General features: G+C 39.3%; 14 protein-coding genes. 7 read left to right on the top strand and 7 right to left on the bottom strand.

All coding sequences use genetic code 11. The annotated features are described in order from the left end of the window. Positions 1-46: 46 nt before the first annotated feature. Entirely contained in the window at positions 47-1,810 is a 1,764-nt protein-coding gene (locus tag H8B06_RS10740) for an OmpA family protein (protein ID WP_190994286.1), read from the bottom strand. 153 nt (positions 1,811-1,963) lie between these two features. Between H8B06_RS10740 and H8B06_RS10745 the strand changes: the two genes are divergently transcribed. Continuing rightward, positions 1,964-3,886: an acetoacetate--CoA ligase gene (locus tag H8B06_RS10745; protein ID WP_190994287.1), complete on the top strand. Its 1,923-nt coding sequence runs from the start codon at positions 1,964-1,966 to the stop codon at positions 3,884-3,886. A gap of 191 nt (positions 3,887-4,077) precedes the next feature. Here H8B06_RS10745 and H8B06_RS10750 read toward each other — a convergent pair whose 3' ends face one another. Continuing rightward, positions 4,078-5,685, bottom strand: coding sequence for an acyl-CoA carboxylase subunit beta (locus tag H8B06_RS10750; RefSeq protein WP_190994288.1), 1,608 nt, complete (start codon positions 5,683-5,685; stop codon positions 4,078-4,080). Positions 5,686-5,898: 213 nt separating this feature from the next. Between H8B06_RS10750 and H8B06_RS10755 the strand changes: the two genes are divergently transcribed. From H8B06_RS10755 to H8B06_RS10770, 4 genes are all read left to right on the top strand, one after another. After that, positions 5,899-7,053, top strand: a complete 1,155-nt coding sequence (locus H8B06_RS10755) for an acyl-CoA dehydrogenase family protein (RefSeq protein WP_190994289.1) — start codon at positions 5,899-5,901, stop codon at positions 7,051-7,053. Next, entirely contained in the window at positions 7,043-7,888 is an 846-nt protein-coding gene (locus H8B06_RS10760) for a beta/alpha barrel domain-containing protein (protein WP_190994290.1), read from the top strand. The genes H8B06_RS10755 and H8B06_RS10760 overlap by 11 nt, the downstream gene beginning before the upstream one ends. Positions 7,889-7,922: 34 nt before the next feature. After that, complete coding sequence (locus H8B06_RS10765) at positions 7,923-8,669, top strand: enoyl-CoA hydratase/isomerase family protein (RefSeq protein WP_190994291.1); 747 nt, start codon at positions 7,923-7,925, stop codon at positions 8,667-8,669. Between the two features lie 81 nt (positions 8,670-8,750). Beyond that, entirely contained in the window at positions 8,751-9,899 is a 1,149-nt protein-coding gene (locus tag H8B06_RS10770) for a glycerate kinase (RefSeq protein WP_190994292.1), read from the top strand. Here the strand turns inward: H8B06_RS10770 and H8B06_RS10775 are convergent. After that, positions 9,896-10,669 carry a segregation and condensation protein A gene (locus H8B06_RS10775; protein WP_190994293.1) on the bottom strand — a complete coding sequence of 258 codons (774 nt, stop codon included), beginning with the start codon at positions 10,667-10,669 and terminating at the stop codon, positions 9,896-9,898. The two genes, H8B06_RS10770 and H8B06_RS10775, sit on opposite strands and share 4 nt — an antisense overlap. 203 nt (positions 10,670-10,872) lie before the next feature. Between H8B06_RS10775 and dxs the strand changes: the two genes are divergently transcribed. Continuing rightward, positions 10,873-12,801, top strand: coding sequence for a 1-deoxy-D-xylulose-5-phosphate synthase (gene dxs / locus H8B06_RS10780; RefSeq protein ID WP_190994294.1), 1,929 nt, complete (start codon positions 10,873-10,875; stop codon positions 12,799-12,801). 369 nt (positions 12,802-13,170) lie between these two features. Beyond that, complete coding sequence (gene dnaA, locus H8B06_RS10785; protein WP_190994295.1) at positions 13,171-14,598, top strand: chromosomal replication initiator protein DnaA; 1,428 nt, start codon at positions 13,171-13,173, stop codon at positions 14,596-14,598. Positions 14,599-14,689: 91 nt separating this feature from the next. Here dnaA and H8B06_RS10790 read toward each other — a convergent pair whose 3' ends face one another. From H8B06_RS10790 to H8B06_RS10805, 4 genes are all read right to left on the bottom strand, one after another. Continuing rightward, on the bottom strand, positions 14,690-15,118 hold the full coding sequence (locus H8B06_RS10790; RefSeq protein WP_190994296.1) for a hypothetical protein: 429 nt from the start codon (positions 15,116-15,118) through the stop codon (positions 14,690-14,692). 244 nt (positions 15,119-15,362) lie between these two features. Further along, a complete protein-coding gene (gene lpxK / locus H8B06_RS10795) occupies positions 15,363-16,394 on the bottom strand; it encodes a tetraacyldisaccharide 4'-kinase (RefSeq protein ID WP_190994297.1) in 1,032 nt (343 codons plus the stop codon). Further along, positions 16,394-16,930 (bottom strand): gliding motility lipoprotein GldH, encoded by a 537-nt coding sequence (locus H8B06_RS10800; RefSeq protein ID WP_190994298.1) that lies wholly within the window; start codon positions 16,928-16,930, stop codon positions 16,394-16,396. Before H8B06_RS10800 ends, lpxK begins: the two co-directional genes overlap by 1 nt. Continuing rightward, on the bottom strand, positions 16,845-18,179 hold the full coding sequence (locus H8B06_RS10805; protein ID WP_190994299.1) for a PSP1 domain-containing protein: 1,335 nt from the start codon (positions 18,177-18,179) through the stop codon (positions 16,845-16,847). The genes H8B06_RS10800 and H8B06_RS10805 overlap by 86 nt, the downstream gene beginning before the upstream one ends.

An 18,179-nucleotide genomic window follows, 5' to 3' on the forward strand; every position in this document is an offset into this window, starting at 1 on the left:
TTAGGGATTTCTCTAAATCTGTCTCTTTTTCTATGACAGAGCTTGCTTAAAATTGCAATACTTTGATTTCGGTCCTTCTGTTTTCTTGATGCTGCTGTTCGGAACAGCTCGCACCGTTACCGCAGTGGTTTAGCAATTTTGTCTCCCCATAACCACGGGCTACTAGACGATTTCTGGCGATACCATTTGCTACCAGATAATCTACAGCCGAATCTGCTCTACGCTGAGACAATTTTAGGTTGTAATTATCATTGCCTCTACTATCAGTATGTGAAGAAAGTTCGATGCGCAATGTTGGATTTTGTTTCATCACTGCAACAACGTTATCCAGTATAATCGCCGCATCTGGCCGGATATCACTTTTGTCAAAATCATAATGAATATTCTTCAATATCCATTCACCGTTTTCAACCAGTTCACAAACACCTAATTTCAAAGTTACATATAGCGTTTGGCTACGATCTAATCCTTTGGTCGAAACAATCTCTGTTTGCGAATATCTACCCTGCTGATTGGCTACTACCGTGAAGTCACTTTGCGCATCGAGTTGATAGATAAATTTTCCTTCCGCATCTGAAGTCTGGTTAACATTCACTTTCGACCCCGTATGTGTCAGTACTGTATTAATGCCGGATAAATTTTGTGCTGTTGCGCAGTCAAAAGTTTCACCGATAAGTGTAAATCTCGGATCATCGTGATAGATCTCTTTAAATATAACTGCACTTGAAGTCTGGAAATCTGCTTCGGTCAAGGTTAGTACCGGTGTTTTGATACCGTTTTTCTCTCCAACAATCTGATATCTTCCGGGTTTAATGGACAATATTTTAGAGGCCTGTCCGTTTGCATCGGTAATGGACTTATCATTGATGTCCACGCCGTCTATAGATACCTTGACGCCACTGAGTGCCAAGTTGGTCTGCTTATCTTTGACAACGATTTGAAGATCTTTTAACGTTATTTTTTTCACTTCTTCATCGTATTTAGGGCTATTATCTTCGACAGAAACAGGTGATTTTTTCTTACCAAAAATATATTTTACACCAATACCCGCTTGAATGGTTTTATGCGGAGTCTGTGTTATTTCCCGAACATCGCCATAGTGATCCCAAACACTTTTCACACTGGTTGTTTCTAATATTGGATTTGTTTCTTCTACATGTTCTATTGCAAATTGACTAGGTTTTCCACCAAATTTTTCACCAAATGTCTGTACGTAATCCATATGACCGAAGAGTACAAAATGTTTATTCAACATGTAGTTAAAGCGGAGTCCACCTATCCCCGCCCAACTGTTTGCACGATTGGAAGCATCATTGACGGTGCCCATGATATCTTGGGTATGGGTTATAGAACCACCTGTTGGATCACGTTCCTCGTAGGTGACAGAACGCACGTATTGCGGAAAATATTGCATCATCAATCCACCTCGAATATAGGCTTCTATATGAAAGCGATCGACGGAATACTTATAACTGGGACCAAAAGTGAATAAGTAATCTTGAAACCTATTTTTATTTATATAGTCCGTTGATATATATCCGTTTTCAAAATGAAACGTGTCCTGACTATTGATACCGTTATAGATATAACGTGCATCTATCCCTAATCCAAATTTATTTCCTGAAAAATATTTATCGATAAAGAATCCGGAATAATACCCGACTTTCGTTTCTCCAATGGATTTGTAGGTACTGATAGGTAAACTCGCTCCACCCTGAATGCCTATCTGTAAATCGCCTTTTTCTTTCTGTTGGGCAATGGCTAAAATGGTAACACTTAGTAACATGAGTGTAAGTAAAAATCTTTTCATAATAACTTTATTTTTATGGATAAAAATTGTCCGACCTGCTCTTGATCTGGACTTCTTATTCTTTTATCAAGCATGATTTGGAATTGTTACCCCTTGTTGAGAAAATTTCAAGGTTTTTTTTATCTTTAAGGTTGTTAATCAGTCGTAAACATAATGAAACAGCCTATCTGGACACCGCCTGAACAATATATTAAAACGTCTGTTATTTATAGTTTTCAACAATTTGTGGAACAGCATTATAACCGGTGTTTTCTGGACTATGCGTCTTTTCATCAGTGGTCGATTGAAAAGCAGGATAATTTCTGGGAAGCTATTTTATTGTACTTTAAAATAAATTACGCAGGAGAATACGGACAAGTATTAAAATGGCAAAATACAAATGGCGATTTTATTGATGCCAGATGGTTTGAGGGGATTTACTTGAGCTATGCAGAACATATCTTTCGAAAAAAAAAAGGCGCTGATCGAGCTATAAAATATACAGATGAGATTGGAAATTACCGGGATATTACGTGGGACGAGCTACGTAAAAAAGTATCCTGCATACAACAGTTTTTAGAAGAAAAAGGTATTCAAAAAGGAGATAGGGTAGTCGGTATATTAAACAATACCATAGAGACGGTCGCTATTTTTCTAGCCGCAAATTCTTTGGGAGCCACTTGGTCTTGTTGCTCACCGGATTTTGGAGATAAAAGCATTACCGAGCGCTTTATACAAATAGAACCTAAAGTATTATTTATAGAACTGGATTATCAATATAACGGCAAAACATTCTCTAAAAGAGAGACATTGGCTTATATACACGACCATATCCCGTCTATTGAAACAATAGTTGCTGTTTATGAAGACGATTGGCAAGCTATATTTACCAACTATCCTCCACAGGAATTACATTTTTTGCGCGTGCCTTTTTCCCATCCGATATGGATTCTGTATTCTTCTGGTACGACAGGCAAACCGAAAGCTATTACACACGGTACGGGGGGAAATTTGTTGGAACACTATAAAGCGCTAGCTATCCATCAAAATGTACAAAAAGGAGAGAATTTCCTCTGGTATTCTACCACGGGATGGATGATGTGGAATTATGCTTTATCCTCTTTGCTTTGTGACGCTACCCTTTGTTTGTTTAATGGGGCTATCCATTATAATGGTCACCGGGCATTTTGGAAATTTGTAAAACAGGCGAATGTGCATCATCTCGGGGGAGGGGCCGCTTATTTTTCAACTATCTATGATATGAAAATAGAAAATTATGAACCAAAGGTGATTGGTTCAACCGGTTCCCCTTTGTCCGCGGCTACTTTCGAAAACCTCCAGGAAAAATTTCCTGATGCACATATCATATCGTTAAGTGGTGGAACAGATGTATGCAGTGCCTTTCTATCCGGATGTGCGTATTTACCTGTGTATGCCGGAGAGATTCAATGCCGAACATTAGGTTCAGCTATCGTAGCAGTGAGTGATCAAGGTGAGGAGGTATATAATGAAGTCGGCGAACTGGTTATTACGAAACCCATGCCTTCGATGCCACTTTACTTTTGGAATGATAAAAACCATGAGAAATACAGGGAAAGCTATTTTTCGGATCGGATCGGAGTATGGAGCCACGGCGATTGGATTTCCATTATGGATCATGGTGGTATTGTGATGTATGGACGTTCAGATGCTACGCTGAATAGAGGTGGTATACGTATCGGAACCGCAGAAATATATAATGTGGTAAATGAAATAGAGGGCGTAAAGGATAGTTTGGTTGTCGCAACGGACAATGAACAGGGTAAATCGAAAATGTTATTATTTATCCAATTGGAATTACGAATGGAATCGGAAACCATTGTTCCTATTATCAAAAGTGAACTCCGTAAGCAGTACAGCGCACGACATATTCCGGATTTGTTTTATGCTGTAGACGATATTCCTTATACTTTGAGTGGTAAGAAATTAGAAATACCGGTTAAGAAAATTTTTTCTGGTTATCCTTTGGAAAAAGCAGTGTCTAAAGATATTATGCGGAATCCTGAATCGTTAGAGGAGTACATTCAAATATACTTGTATACTAAAGGAAAAGCATAGCATCTTCCTATACCTACGTTAAACCTTCAATGTAATTTTATAGAGATATTACAGGGTATTAATAGGGGTAAGACCCCTACTAACCCCCTATTATACCCCTATAAACCCTCTATTAATACACCATTAATGTATAATCGATATAATACATAATCAGAAGAAAACAGGAGGCATACGTATTCTAATTGTGGAATTTAAACCTGTATCACACCAACGTTATATCGATCGATAGTAGGATTTTGGTTAGCAGCTTCTATTCCCATTGAAATAATCTTGCGTGTGTCTTTTGGGTCGATAACGCCATCCACCCAAAGACGTGCAGCAGCATAGTAGGGGCTGAGCTGTTGGTTATATTGCTGTTCGATTTTGGAAAGCAGGTTTTTCTTTTCTTCATCAGTTAAGGATACGCCTTTCGCTTTAAGTGCTGCCTCTTGTATTTGCAACAGCGTTTTTCCAGCAGAAGCGCCACTCATAACGGCTATTTGCGCGGTTGGCCAGGCGTATATCAATCGGGGGTCGTATGCCTTTCCGCACATGGCATAATTTCCTGCGCCGTAACTGTTACCCACAATAAAAGTAAATTTCGGTACGACTGAATTGGCCATCGCGTTGACCATTTTTGCTCCATCTTTGATTATACCTCCATGCTCTGACCGGGAGCCTACCATAAACCCGGTGACATCCTGGAAAAATACCAGCGGTATTTTTTGTTGATTGCAGTTCATGATAAATCGGGCAGCTTTATCTGCCGAATCCGAATAGATAACTCCGCCCATCTGCATTTCGGTGGCATTACCAGGTTTTTTTGCTTTTACCATTTCCCGCTGGTTGGCAACAATCCCTACTGCCCAGCCATCGATACGCGCTAAGGCACAAATCAGTGTTTTGCCATAATCTTTTTTATATTCTTCCAATGAACCCTTGTCCACAATGGCCTTCAAGATTTCCAGCATGTTATAGGATTTTAGACGATTTTCTGGTAGATTTTTGTAAATATGGCTGGCTGGAAATTCAGATTGTTCGCTGGCAATACGTGAGAATTGATTTTTATCATTTTTACCAAACTTGTCCACAATATTTTTGATGGCGTCGAGACAGCTTTTATCGTCGGGATATTTATTATCCGTTACACCGGATATTTCGCAATGTGTGGCAGCACCTCCCAGGATTTCATTGTCAATAACTTCACCAATGGAAGATTTTACCAAATAGGGGCCGGCCAAAAAAACAGAACCTGTACCCTCTACTATCAATGCGTAATCAGACATAATAGGTAAATATGCACCCCCAGCGACACAGGAACCCATAATAGCCGAAATTTGCGGAATACCCATGGAAGATATTTTAGCATTGTTTCTGAAGATACGGCCGAAATGTTCCTTATCCGGAAAGATTTCATCCTGCATAGGAAGATAAACCCCAGCAGAATCCACCAAATAAATAATCGGAAGATGGTTTTCCATGGCGATTTCCTGCGCCCTTAAGTTCTTTTTGCCGGTAATAGGAAACCAAGCCCCTGCTTTCACGGTAGCATCGTTGGATACGATAATACACAACCTATTTCTCACATAAGCCAGCACGACAACTACGCCTCCATTGGGGCATCCTCCGTGTTCTTCATACATGCTGTCCCCTGCAAAAGAACCTATTTCTACATAAGGACAATCGTCATCTAAAAGATAAATGATCCTTTCCCATGAGGTCATTTTTCCTTTTTCTTTATGTTTTTCTATTTTGTTTAATCCACCCCCAAGAAGAAGGTTTTCATATTTGCTTTTGAGTGTCTTTAAAAGGTTTTCCATATTGCCATTGGATTATCGTCTAAATATGCTTGTCGTAGGATGAGTTTTTCTGTTATCTTTTCTCAAAGATAACAAAAATGATGAGCCGTTATTAACGCCTTATATTTAAAACCTTTTAATATGCTGTTTGTTTTTATAGGTGAAAATATCAATATTTTAAAATATTGCTTGTTTTTTATATATTTAACAAATACGGATATAAACTTCTAAAATATGATATCGCAAATACAACAAAATGAACAATTAGCTTTGGTGCAAGATAGTGCCCAGCAGTTTGCTAAGGAATTCATTAAACCCTATGTGATGGAGTGGGATGAAAAGCAATATTTTCCGGTGGAATTATTTAAGAAAATGGGCGAATATGGTTTTATGGGCGTATTAGTTCCGGAAGAATATCAGGGCGCAGGGTTGGGCTATCAAGAATATATCACCATACTTGATGAAATATCAAAAGTATGTGGATCTATTGGATTATCTTTAGCAGCGCATAATTCCTTGTGCACAAATCATATTTTGTCATTTGCAAACGAAGAACAGAAAGAAAAATATCTTCCCAGATTAGCTACCGCGGAGTGGATTGGTGCCTGGGGGCTTACCGAAACGGGATCTGGTTCTGATGCCGGAGGTTTGGCAACAACCGCAGTACAGGATGGGGATTATTTTGTTATCAATGGTTCTAAAACCTTTATTACACATGCCATTAGTGGTGATGTAGCCGTGGTGATGGTGAGGACAGGAGAAAAAGGAGATAAACATGGCGTTACCGCATTTATCATTGAAAAAGGTACGCCGGGCTTTACAGCCGGTAAAAAAATAGATAAATTAGGCATGCGCGCTTCGGAAACGGCAAGTTTGTTTTTTGACAATTGTCGCGTACATAAAAGTCAGGTCATCGGTGCGGTAGGTGATGGATTTGTTCAAGCATTAAAACTGTTAGATGGCGGTCGTATTTCCATTGCAGCCCTTTCACTGGGGATTGCTCGTGGAGCTTACAAATGCGCATTGCAGTATGCAAATGAGCGAGAGCAGTTTAATCAGAAGATATTTGATTTTCAAGATGTAGGTTTTACCATAGCAGATATGGCTACAAAAATCGATGCAGCCGAATTATTGATACGCAGAGCAGGACATTTGAAAGATACCGGACAAAAAGTTACCAAGGAAAGTGCGATGGCAAAATATTATGCTTCGGAGGTGGCGGTAGAGGTATCTAATCAGAGTGTGCAGGTGCATGGGGGGTATGGCTTTACAAAAGATTATCCGGCAGAGAAATACTTTAGGGATGCTAAATTATGTACAATCGGAGAGGGAACCAGCGCTATACAGAAGATGGTTATTGCAAGAGAAATTAAAAAAGATGTCCGATAAGGAAATAATACAATTAGTCGAGTGTCCTCGAGATGCTATTCAAGGGATTAACCATTTTATTCCTACAGAAAAAAAAATAAACTATATCAACCAATTGATTGATAGTAACCTTTTCTATTGTATTGATTTTGGGAGTTTTGTGTCGCCTAAGGCTGTTCCGCAAATGCAGGATACGGCGCAGGTGCTAGAGAACATAGAAAAGAAAAATGAGACAAAATTATTAGCAATAATTGCCAATGAAAAAGGGGCTGAAATAGCGGAATCCTATGATAAAATAGACTTTTTGGGGTATCCGTTTTCTATATCTGAGACGTTCCAGCAACGAAATGCCAATTCGACGATAGCGCAATCCTATCAGCGGGTAGAACATATTAAGAATATAATGACATCCGGTAAAAAAGAGCTGATAGTCTACATTTCCATGGCTTTCGGCAACCCCTATGGTGACCTCTGGAACACCGATTTGGTACTGGAATGGATAGAAAAGCTTTCAGAATTAGGTATTTCCCGTTTTTCCATTGCCGATACGACATCAGAAGCGTCGCCCGAGAGGGTAAAGATTCTAATTACATTACTAAAACACACGTTTCCGGAATTGGAATACCGTATTCACTTACATAGTAGGGCAGAAAATGCAATGTTGAAGATAGAAGCCGCTCACGAGGCTGGCTGTCGTATTTTTGAGGGCGCTATCATGGGGTATGGTGGTTGTCCTTTTGCACAAGATGATTTGGTGGGCAATATTCCTATGGAAATGTTATTACATCGATTTAAAAATCCAAATAGAAACAAAATACAGGGTTTATTGACGGAATTTCAGAATTTGATTGGATGAAAAATAAAGAATGGAAAAATGGTATCTTTGATATATGCAGGCCATAAAATACCAATATATTAAGGTGAACAAAATGGATTTCCGTATGGAGGTTATACTTGCACGTCCCGAGAAACGGAATGCGTTTACACCGACGACGGTGAACGAAATAGCACATGCTTTTCAAAACGCAAATAATGATGATAGTGTAAAAGTTGTGGTATTGAAAGCCGAAGGACCGGTGTTTTGTGCAGGAATGGATTTAAAAACCTTTGAAAATAAGGATCTTGATATATCGAACCCGCTGATAGAGAATAAGCATATATCGCTAGGCGAAGTATTTGCAGGATTGTACAAACCGTCAGTGGCTCTGGTGGAGGGAAATGTTATTGCCGGCGCTTTTTTGATGATTGCCGAATGTACATATGTGTTCTGTTCAAAAAATGTACAGTTTCGTTTGCCGGAGTTAAACTTAGGAATCTTCCCTTTCCAGGTTATGGCAAGTTTGATGAGGGTAATGCCGGAAAAGAAGATGTTACAGCTGTGTTTGTATACTGACTATTTTTCTGCTCGAGAAGGGATAGCATATGGTCTGGTGGACGGATTTTTGGAAGAGATAGATATAGACGGGTTTTTAGATAAATTTAAAGATATTAGCTCGTCCGCTGTTATCGCAGGTTTTAAAGCAGCGAGAGAAATCCCTTCCGTCGCCAGTGAAAAGCGATACGACTTTTTGTTAAAAAGTTTGCATGAATTGAAGTCTTCCGAAGACGTGAAAAATCGAATTTTTAGAAAAGATTAATTTTCATAGATACTTGTGGTATGAGATCTGTTAACTGTTGGTTTAATTTAGGTGTCATATTTCGTTTTCTAAACGCCTAAGATGCTACATCTTCTTATTGCACCAAATGCATTTAAACATAGTCTGGACGCACGACAGGTTGCGGAGGCACTACATGAAGGTTTTTCTCAGAGTAGTTTGGACTGTCGTATAACGATTTTTCCTATTGGCGATGGAGGTGACGGTACATGTAAACTTTTGCATGAAAAATTAGCGGGTAAGCTAGTCAAAATTACGGTTACGGGACCGTTGGGAACACGTGTTGAAGCTTCATATAGTTTGGTTGACGGAGGAAAAACAGCTATAATCGAAATGGCCGACGCATCGGGTATCCGTTTGGTAAAAACAGACGAACGGAATCCACTTTACGCGAATAGTAAAGGCACGGGCGAATTAATCCTGCATGCTTTGGATCATCATAAGGTAGATCAAATTATTTTAGGGATGGGAGGTTCTGCAACCGTGGATGGTGGATGCGGGATGCTTCATGCCCTTGGTGTACGTTTTTTGGATAAGAAAGGACAGGAACTTGACCCGATTCCCGAACAATTGCGGTATCTAAAACGTATTGACACAAGCGGGTTGAACAAAAGGATATTAGATAGCGATATCAAGATTCTTTGTGATGTAGAAAATTGTCTTCTCGGAGAGGAAGGGGCGGCGCATGTTTTCGGACCTCAAAAGGGAGCTTCTCTAGAACAAGTTAAGATTCTAGATAACTTTCTGCATCGGTTAAGTGATATTGTCTTACAAACGACAGGAAAAAATATGGCAAATATCGTTTCGGGAGGTACAGCAGGAGGTGCAGCTGCCGGCATGTATGCTTTAGCTAATGCGCAATTGGTAAGTGGAATAGCTTATTTTTTGCAAAAGACGGGTTTTGAAGAAGTGATAAAAATGGCTGATTGGCTCATCACGGGAGAGGGGAGTCTTGATGAGCAGACGCTCTTAGGTAAGGCTCCGGCGGGTGTGGCTTTGTTTGCAAAGCAATATGGAATTCCGAGTGTGGGGATAGCAGGAAGCGTACCCCTAGAACCTTCATCTGCGTTATTGGATATGTTTGATGTACTGTTGCCGATTAGCCACCAAGCCATGCCATTGGCAGAAGCACTTGCAAACACGGAACAGAATCTTCGTCGTACGGCGGAAGCTTTCGGAAATATACTGGCTTGTAGTAATAAAAAGAACTAAGCTACATGTTCGGACTCATAACAAAACTCTTCTTTTTTCCCGATGGAGAAATTATTGAAACCTAGTCCGATTTCTATTTCTAGTAAACGTTGTTGAAGCATCTCCAGAATGGCCAAGAAATTGAATACAAGTTGTACTTTGTTCTCTGAGCTTTTAATGATTTGCTGGAAATCCAGTTTTTTATTCAATTCTACCAATTGCGCAATAGCTTTTTTCTGTTGTTCGATCGTATATGGGAATTTTACAACGGTATGAGTAGCTTCTTGAACGCGATGGGTAAAATTGAACATCAACTTTTCGTATATCATCAAGAGTTTGTATAAATCAAAAGAGGATAATTCTTCTTCTGTGGTATCGGTACACCTCGCAGTTTTATTATCCTTGGCTATATTTCCCCGGGCATGTAATCTCGCCCGATTCTCTTCTAATACCCGCAACTTCTCACATACTTCCTTAAACTGCTTATATAAAATAAGCTTTTGGGTCAGTTCCTTCTTCAGATCGATCTCATTTTCCGCGTCATCCAACTCTGGGCGAGGCAAAAGCATTTTGGCCTTGATACGCATCAACGTAGAAGCAACAAATATAAATTCGCTGGCGAGCTCTATATTCAAGGACTGCATTTTCTGAATATAGTCTAAAAAATCATCCGTTATAGTAGAAATAGGAATGTCATGGATGTTTAATTCATCCCTTTCAATAAAGAAAAGCAATAGGTCAAAAGGACCTTCAAATTGCGCTAGTTTGATTTCGTAACCTGCTGTTTGCATAGCTTGTCCAAAAATAAAAAATTGTACGCTAAAGCTACCTCATATTTTATCCACAATTGATGTTCTATTAACAATATATCATCTATTGTTTACACACACGTGTAGGCTATTTTTAACAGCAATAAACTTTTATTTGCGTTTATTGTTCTGTAGTTTAGGGAATAAGTTGTTAAGTTTGTAACTTATTTTATATAAACGAAACTATGCAAGTAGAGGCAGGTCCACTATTACAACAAATAAATTATCCGTCCGACCTTAGGAAGCTGAAACCGAGTGATTTGGAAGAAGTATGTCGTGAATTGAGACAATTCATTGTTGATATTGTATCCGTGAACGGTGGGCATTTTGCAGCTAGTTTGGGTGTCGTGGAATTAACCGTTGCGTTACATTACGTATTGAATACACCTTATGATCAAGTTATTTTTGATGTAGGGCATCAAGCGTATGGGCATAAAATATTAACAGGAAGAAAAGAGACCTTTCATACAAATAGGATTCTGGGAGGAGTATCTGGTTTTCCAAAAAGAAGCGAGAGCGAATACGATGCTTTTGGCGTGGGACATTCTTCTACCTCTATTTCCGCCGCGTTGGGAATGGCCGTCGCCTCGGAATATAAAGGAGAGAAAGATAGACAACATGTAGCGGTAATCGGTGACGGTGCATTAACTGGAGGGATGGCCTTTGAGGCTTTAAATCATGCGGGGATTGAGAAATCGAACTTGCTGGTTATACTCAATGATAACTGTATGTCTATTGATCCCAATGTGGGGGCGATGAAAGAGTACTTGACTAGTATTACAACATCTAGAAGCTATAATAAATTTCGAGATGACCTGATTGCTGTATTAGCTAAAATTTCGAAGAATGGCCCCGACGCCTATGGATGGGCAAAGAAATTGGAGCAAAGCATTAAAGGGACATTACTGAAGAATGCCAATCTATTCGAGTCACTGAATTTCCGTTATTTTGGTCCAGTAGATGGCCATGATGTGGCGAAACTGGCGAAAACCATCGAAGATCTAAAACATATTCCTGGACCAAAGTTATTGCATGCCGTGACTGTGAAGGGTAAAGGATATGCATTGGCAGAGAAAGATCAAACAACATGGCATGCTCCAGGTTTATTTGATAAAATTACAGGAGAGATTAAGAAAGCCGTTTTAGATAAACCTCAACCACCGAAATATCAAGATGTTTTTGGACATACTTTAGTAGAGTTAGCAGAAGCTAACGATAAAATTATGGGGATCACGCCGGCAATGCCTTCTGGTTCGTCATTGAATATTATGATGAAAGCGATGCCTGATCGCGCTTTTGATGTGGGCATAGCCGAGCAGCATGCCGTAACCTTTAGTGCCGGTTTAGCTACGCAGGGGTTAATACCTTTTTGTAATATCTATTCTTCGTTTATGCAACGGGCTTATGATCAGGTCATCCATGATGTAGCATTGCAGAAATTGAATGTTGTTTTTTGTTTGGATCGCGCAGGGGTTGTCGGTGCTGACGGACCTACACATCATGGAGCATATGATATCGTATATATGCGTTGTATTCCTAATTTGATTGTTTCTGCTCCGATGAATGAAGAGGAACTACGAAACTTAATGTATACCGCACAAATGCCAGATACTGGACCATTTGTAATTCGCTATCCACGTGGTAATGGCGTAATGGTAGATTGGAAACGCCCGTTCGTCAAGCTTGAGATTGGCAAAGGACGCAAACTTCATGATGGAGAAGAAGTTGCTATTCTAAGTTTCGGTGCCATTGGAAATGAAGTTGTAAAAGCTGTTCAGACATTACATGAAGAGGGTATTTATCCTGCTCATTATGATTTACGGTTTGCGAAACCGTTGGACGAAGGTTTGTTACATAAGGTATTTAAAAAATTCAATAAAGTTATTACGGTAGAAGACGGGAGTATTATGGGAGGTGTGGGATCTGCCGTTTTAGAATTTATGGCAGACCACGGTTATGGGGCAAAGTTGGTCCGATTAGGGATTCCCGATGAAATCGTTGAACATGGCGAACAAGCAGAGCTCTGGAGGATATGCGGATATGATGCATTGTCTATTGCAACACAAGTTAAAAAATTGGCTGCCGGAATAAAAACCGATACGATGGTGTCGTAGTATAACCACATAAAGAAAATAACGGCAGAATTGTTAAATTCTGCCTTTTTTTGTGTTTGAATATTGCCTATATTTATACACGAAAAAACCTAATAGTTATCCACATTAAAGGAGGTTTTGCGTTTTTCTGATACAGAAACAGCTTTATTTAAAACGGATAAATCGAGATGTTGAAAAAATATTTTTAAGCACATTTTATGCGATGAAAAAACATTATTTTTTAGTTTAAAATTCTGATAATTAGTTTGTTGTGTTTTTTTTGATTTTTTAGTTTTTTAGGTCGTTTTTTTTTGTCATCTTCGTCTTAAGCGAAAGTTTTAAACAATTTTTTTGTCAAATATTGGTTTTCAAGTTATTAACAATTTAAGAATGGAAAAAACGTGTACAAGTGTTTGGAATAGCTGTCTTCAGATCATTAAAGACAATATACCTGCGCAAAGTTTTAAGACCTGGTTTGAACCTGTTAAAGCAGTAGGTTTGAATGGTAACGTTTTAACTATTCAAGTGCCTTCAGTATTTTTTTACGAATGGTTGGAGGAACATTATGTAGGTATTCTGCGTAAGACAATTAAGAAATTCTTGGGGGAGCAAGGGCGTTTGGAATACAATATTATCGTGGATAAATCTTCTGCTAATACACCTTATACCACCAATATCCCTTCCAATGGAAATGGTGCAGAAGGAAAAAAGCAATCTATTCCTGTTCCCGTAGCATTAAATAAAAACATCAAGAATCCTTTTGTTATTCCCGGATTAAAAAAATTGCAAGTAGACCCACAGCTAAATACACATTATACATTTGATAATTTTATTGAAGGAGAATGTAATCGATTGGCACGTTCGGCTGGTTTTGCAGTTTCAAACAAGCCGGGAGGGACTTCTTTTAACCCTTTAATGCTTTATGGAGATGTAGGTCTGGGGAAAACGCATTTGGCTCAAGCGATTGGTAATGAAATCAAGAAAAATTTACCCGACAAGTTAGTTATATATGTTTCCTGTGAAAAATTCTGTCAGCAATTTGTAGACTCATTAAAAAATAATACGATTAATGATTTTGTGAATTTTTACCAGGCAATGGATGTAATTATTATGGATGATGTGCACAATTTTGCGGGTAAAGAAAAAACGCAAGATATCTTCTTCCATATTTTCAATCATCTACATCAATCTGGTAAACAGATTATCTTAACATCGGACAAAGCACCAAAAGATTTATCTGGTTTGGAAGAGCGTTTATTAAGTCGTTTCAAATGGGGATTATCTGCAGATATTCAGGTTCCGGATTTAGAGACTCGAATGGCTATCTTGAAGAAAAAAATGTATTCTGATGGTATTGAGTTACCCGAAAATGTAGTTGAATTTGTTGCAACACAGATTGACAACAGTGTCCGTGAATTGGAGGGCGCTATGGTGTCCTTATTGGCTCAATCGACCTTAAATAAAAAGGAAATTGACCTCAATTTAGCAAAATCCATGTTGAAGAACTTTGTGAAAAATACACACAAAGAAATCTCCATGGAGTATATCCAAAAACTAGTTTGTGAGTATTTTGAGGTACCCGTAGAAATGGTAAAATCGAAAGTTCGTAAACGGGAGATTGTACAAGCTCGCCAAATCTCGATGTATTTAGCGAAAAACCATACAAAATCTTCTTTGAAGTCAATTGGAAACTTTTTTGGTGGACGTGACCATTCCACAGTGATCTACGCTTGCCAAACGGTAGAAGATTTAATTGAAACAGATAAGAAGTTTAAAACGTATGTTCAGGATATTCAAAAGAAGCTGAAATCTTCTTAGTAAAGAAAAACGTTATTATTTAAGTTTATTTTTGAATGTAAAAAGCGAAACCGGTTAGGGTTTCGCTTTTTTTATGAAAGTCAACGATCTATTATTCACCTATTGGTTGTTGTGGCTCCATAGGCTGTGCTGGTTCTGCTGGTTCCACTGGTGGTGTTAGCGGCGCAGCAGGTGCTGGGGTTTCTTCTTTCGGACGTTCCGCCACTATCCTGTCGTATTGTGTTTTTTGTTCATCAGACAGTTTTTCTTTGATTTGAGCATCTGTTGTTTCCTGCAACCTACCTTTTGCTTCAGCCAGTGCTTCTGGCGATTGAGAAGCATCTGCTTTTAATGCCTGTTTTGCTTTTGCATGCTCTAAAACGATATCATAGATAGAGGTTTGCTGTTCATCTGTTAATGTTAGTTTCTCTGTTAATTTCGTTACTTTTTCCCTTGCTTTGTCTTCCGGATTTGCATCTTGGGCAAATGTTAACGTCAGCGCAAATAATAAGCTGATCCCAGTTAAAAATAATTTTTTCATGACATTATATTTTAATTGTTAAACCACTATTGTGTTATTTCTAGTTATATAACTCATTATAGCCCAGGTTTGTTGCGTGATGTGTATCAAATGTGTTACATTTTAACATTTCTTAACGACATTCCCGTATAAATACAGATACTAATCCCGTGCTAATCCGTATCAGCTTACGTATAATCTATAGTGTATATATTAAAAGTCTGGGTGCAGCAGTGGGTAATCTCGAATATTGGCAGGTTGTCTGTTAAGACGAGAATGCACGCTTTACTATCGCATCGAACATGTACGCATTGCCAAATAAAAACACTTGGTCTATAGGAAGAAAATATAGCGGATGTTGGTCTACGAACGACGATGGTAATCGTTGTAAATCCTTTTCTGTCGTGATAATAACCTTCTGAAGGGAGTCTATATGTTGAAAGGTCTGGCTTATTTTATCCAGGTCGTCCGGTGAAAACTGGTGATGATCACGGAAAGATAAATGAATGATGTCCTTAAATTGTGGTTTTAAATAGGATAGTAACGGTTGTGATTTTGCGATACCCGTTACGACTAAAGCAACAGTATCACCCAGTTGTGTATCGTCTAATAGTAGGCCATTTTTCATCTGTAACTTTTGGTAACCAATTTTTGTATAAAATAGGGGTACAGAAGTGTATTTACGAAGCCTTGACTCTATAGAGAATTTCATTTGGGCGGGAACAGTATCCGGACATTTGGTAATCACAATGGTATCGGCACGTTTACAAGCCGGCAGCATTTCTCTAAAATTTCCGGTAGGTAATGGAAGGATAGGGTGTTGTAATGATTCATAATCAAGCAACAATATAGAAAAACTGGGCCTTAGCTTACGGTGTTGATAAGCATCATCGAGCAGTACGGCATCAACTTGACCCTGAATCTGCTCAATTCCTCGCACGCGGTTTTCACAGACAATCACCGTAGCATCTGGAAATTTACGTTTTATTTGGAGAGGTTCATCTCCCGTCAGTTCAGCAGAATCGTGTATATCTACATATCGAAATCCTTTGGTTTTCCGTCCGTATCCCCGACTGAGAACAGCTACATTTAGGTAAGGCTTAATCAGCCGAAGCACATATTCCGTCATCGGACTTTTTCCTGTACCGCCTACGGACAGGTTCCCAATAGTGATGACGGGAAAATGAAAAGAAGTACTGTTATAAAGTTGATTGTCATAAGCCCAGTTCCGGAGCAGTACCACCGCTGCATATAAAATGGAAAAAGGGAAAAGCAGCCAACGAATGATCCTAATCATTACTTTCTAACAATTTTTAAACCGACATCGGTAATATCCAAGATCGGATTTTCCTGCATATTTTGTTCGATTTCGAAAGTATACATACCCGTATCCGGGAAGGTATAGTTTTCTTTCAGAAGACGCCTGTTCTCATATAGATTACCTGCACTTTTTCCGGTCCAGCGTCCGTCTGATGTGGCTAGTTTAAGCTCATGCCTGTAAGAAGTGTCTTTTAGTCTTGGTCCGGTTTCATGTGAAAGAAAAAAAAAGTTAGCAAAATCGTACTCACCCGTATGCCTTATATAGACCCATACGTCGTATGGGCCATTATTTCGATCTATATGCACCTGGAACGTTTGTCGCTCATGATGATGCCACTGTCTGTTTGCCGTCGATTTATAGACGTCATAAAAAGGTTCGTTGACACAAGCGAGCACAAAAAATAGCAGACAAAATCCAAAAACACATCTAGCTATCGCCTTTATTGTTATTTGGTGTTTTGTTCCTGTTTCTATTTTTATTCCGATTAAACCGCTTTTTGGGTTTGTTCCCATTGGTATTTTCTTCTTCAGATGTGACGACTTTTTTTTCGTTTGTCTCTAATTTCTTTAACGATACAATTTTGTTTCCGCCGGTATTGGTATCTTTTTTAGTCTTAGACTTCTTCTTTCTTCGTTTCTTATTTTTGTCGTCTAAGCGCGTTAAGGAGTCTTGTCCCACCACATTTTCATAGTCGTAGGAGATCGGTTTCTCTATTTCTTCTACAGGTTGCTGATGAACCGTTAAATCTTGTGATTTGCGACCCTCCTTATTCATTTCTGCGTATTCACGCACTTTATATACTTCTAACGGAATCCAACTTTCCGCACCCGGATAGGAATACCACATGACCTTTTTGAAGATATCGGTCTTCTGCAAGAACGCTGTTCCCGCTTCGGTATCCAATCGATCGACGTTGGATGGGATATCCTTTAGCGCATCCATATAACTGTCAAGCTCGTAGTTAAGGCAGCATTTTAATTTGCCGCATTGCCCGGCTAGCTTAAGGGTATTCAAGGAAAGGTTTTGATATCGTGCTGCTGCGGTAGAAACAGTTTTAAAATCTGTTAACCAAGTAGAGCAGCATAACTCGCGGCCGCAAGAACCAAGGCCACCTAAGCGGCTGGCTTCCTGACGCATCCCAATCTGCCGCATTTCGATACGGATGCGGAATGCCTCTGCCATACGTTTGATCAGTTCCCGAAAATCAACCCGCCCCTCTGCCGTATAATAGAAAGTCGCTTTCGTTTTGTCGCCTTGATAGTCGACATCCGAAATTTTCATAGACAAACCCAGGTCTAGCGCCAGTTTTCTCGCTCGGTGCATCGTTTCCCACTCCAGTTCCTTGGCCGCGTTATATTTCTGTACGTCAACTTCGGTTGGTTTCCGGTATATTTTTTTAGCGACGGTTTCCGGTTTTACATTATTTTTCTTCAACTGTAAACGCACTAATTCACCGGTTAATGACACATGTCCAACATCGTATCCTCCGGTGGAGGGTTCAACGACAACCATTTCACCCATTTCAAGATAAAGGTTGTCTGTGTTGATATAGAAATCTTTACGCGATCCTTTGAATCGCACTTCTACAATATTGAATGGTTTATAGTTTGCCGGCAAATCCATGTCGGAAAGCCAGTCGTATACATCTAATTTATTACATCCGCTGGTCATGCAGGAGCCGTTATTTTGACAACCTGCAGGTGCATTTCCGGTAGAACCGCTACCGCACCCGCCTCCGGATGAGCAATTGCCACATCCCAT

Source organism: Sphingobacterium micropteri, assembly GCF_014692515.1.
Classification (GTDB): Bacteria; Bacteroidota; Bacteroidia; order Sphingobacteriales; family Sphingobacteriaceae; genus Sphingobacterium; species Sphingobacterium micropteri.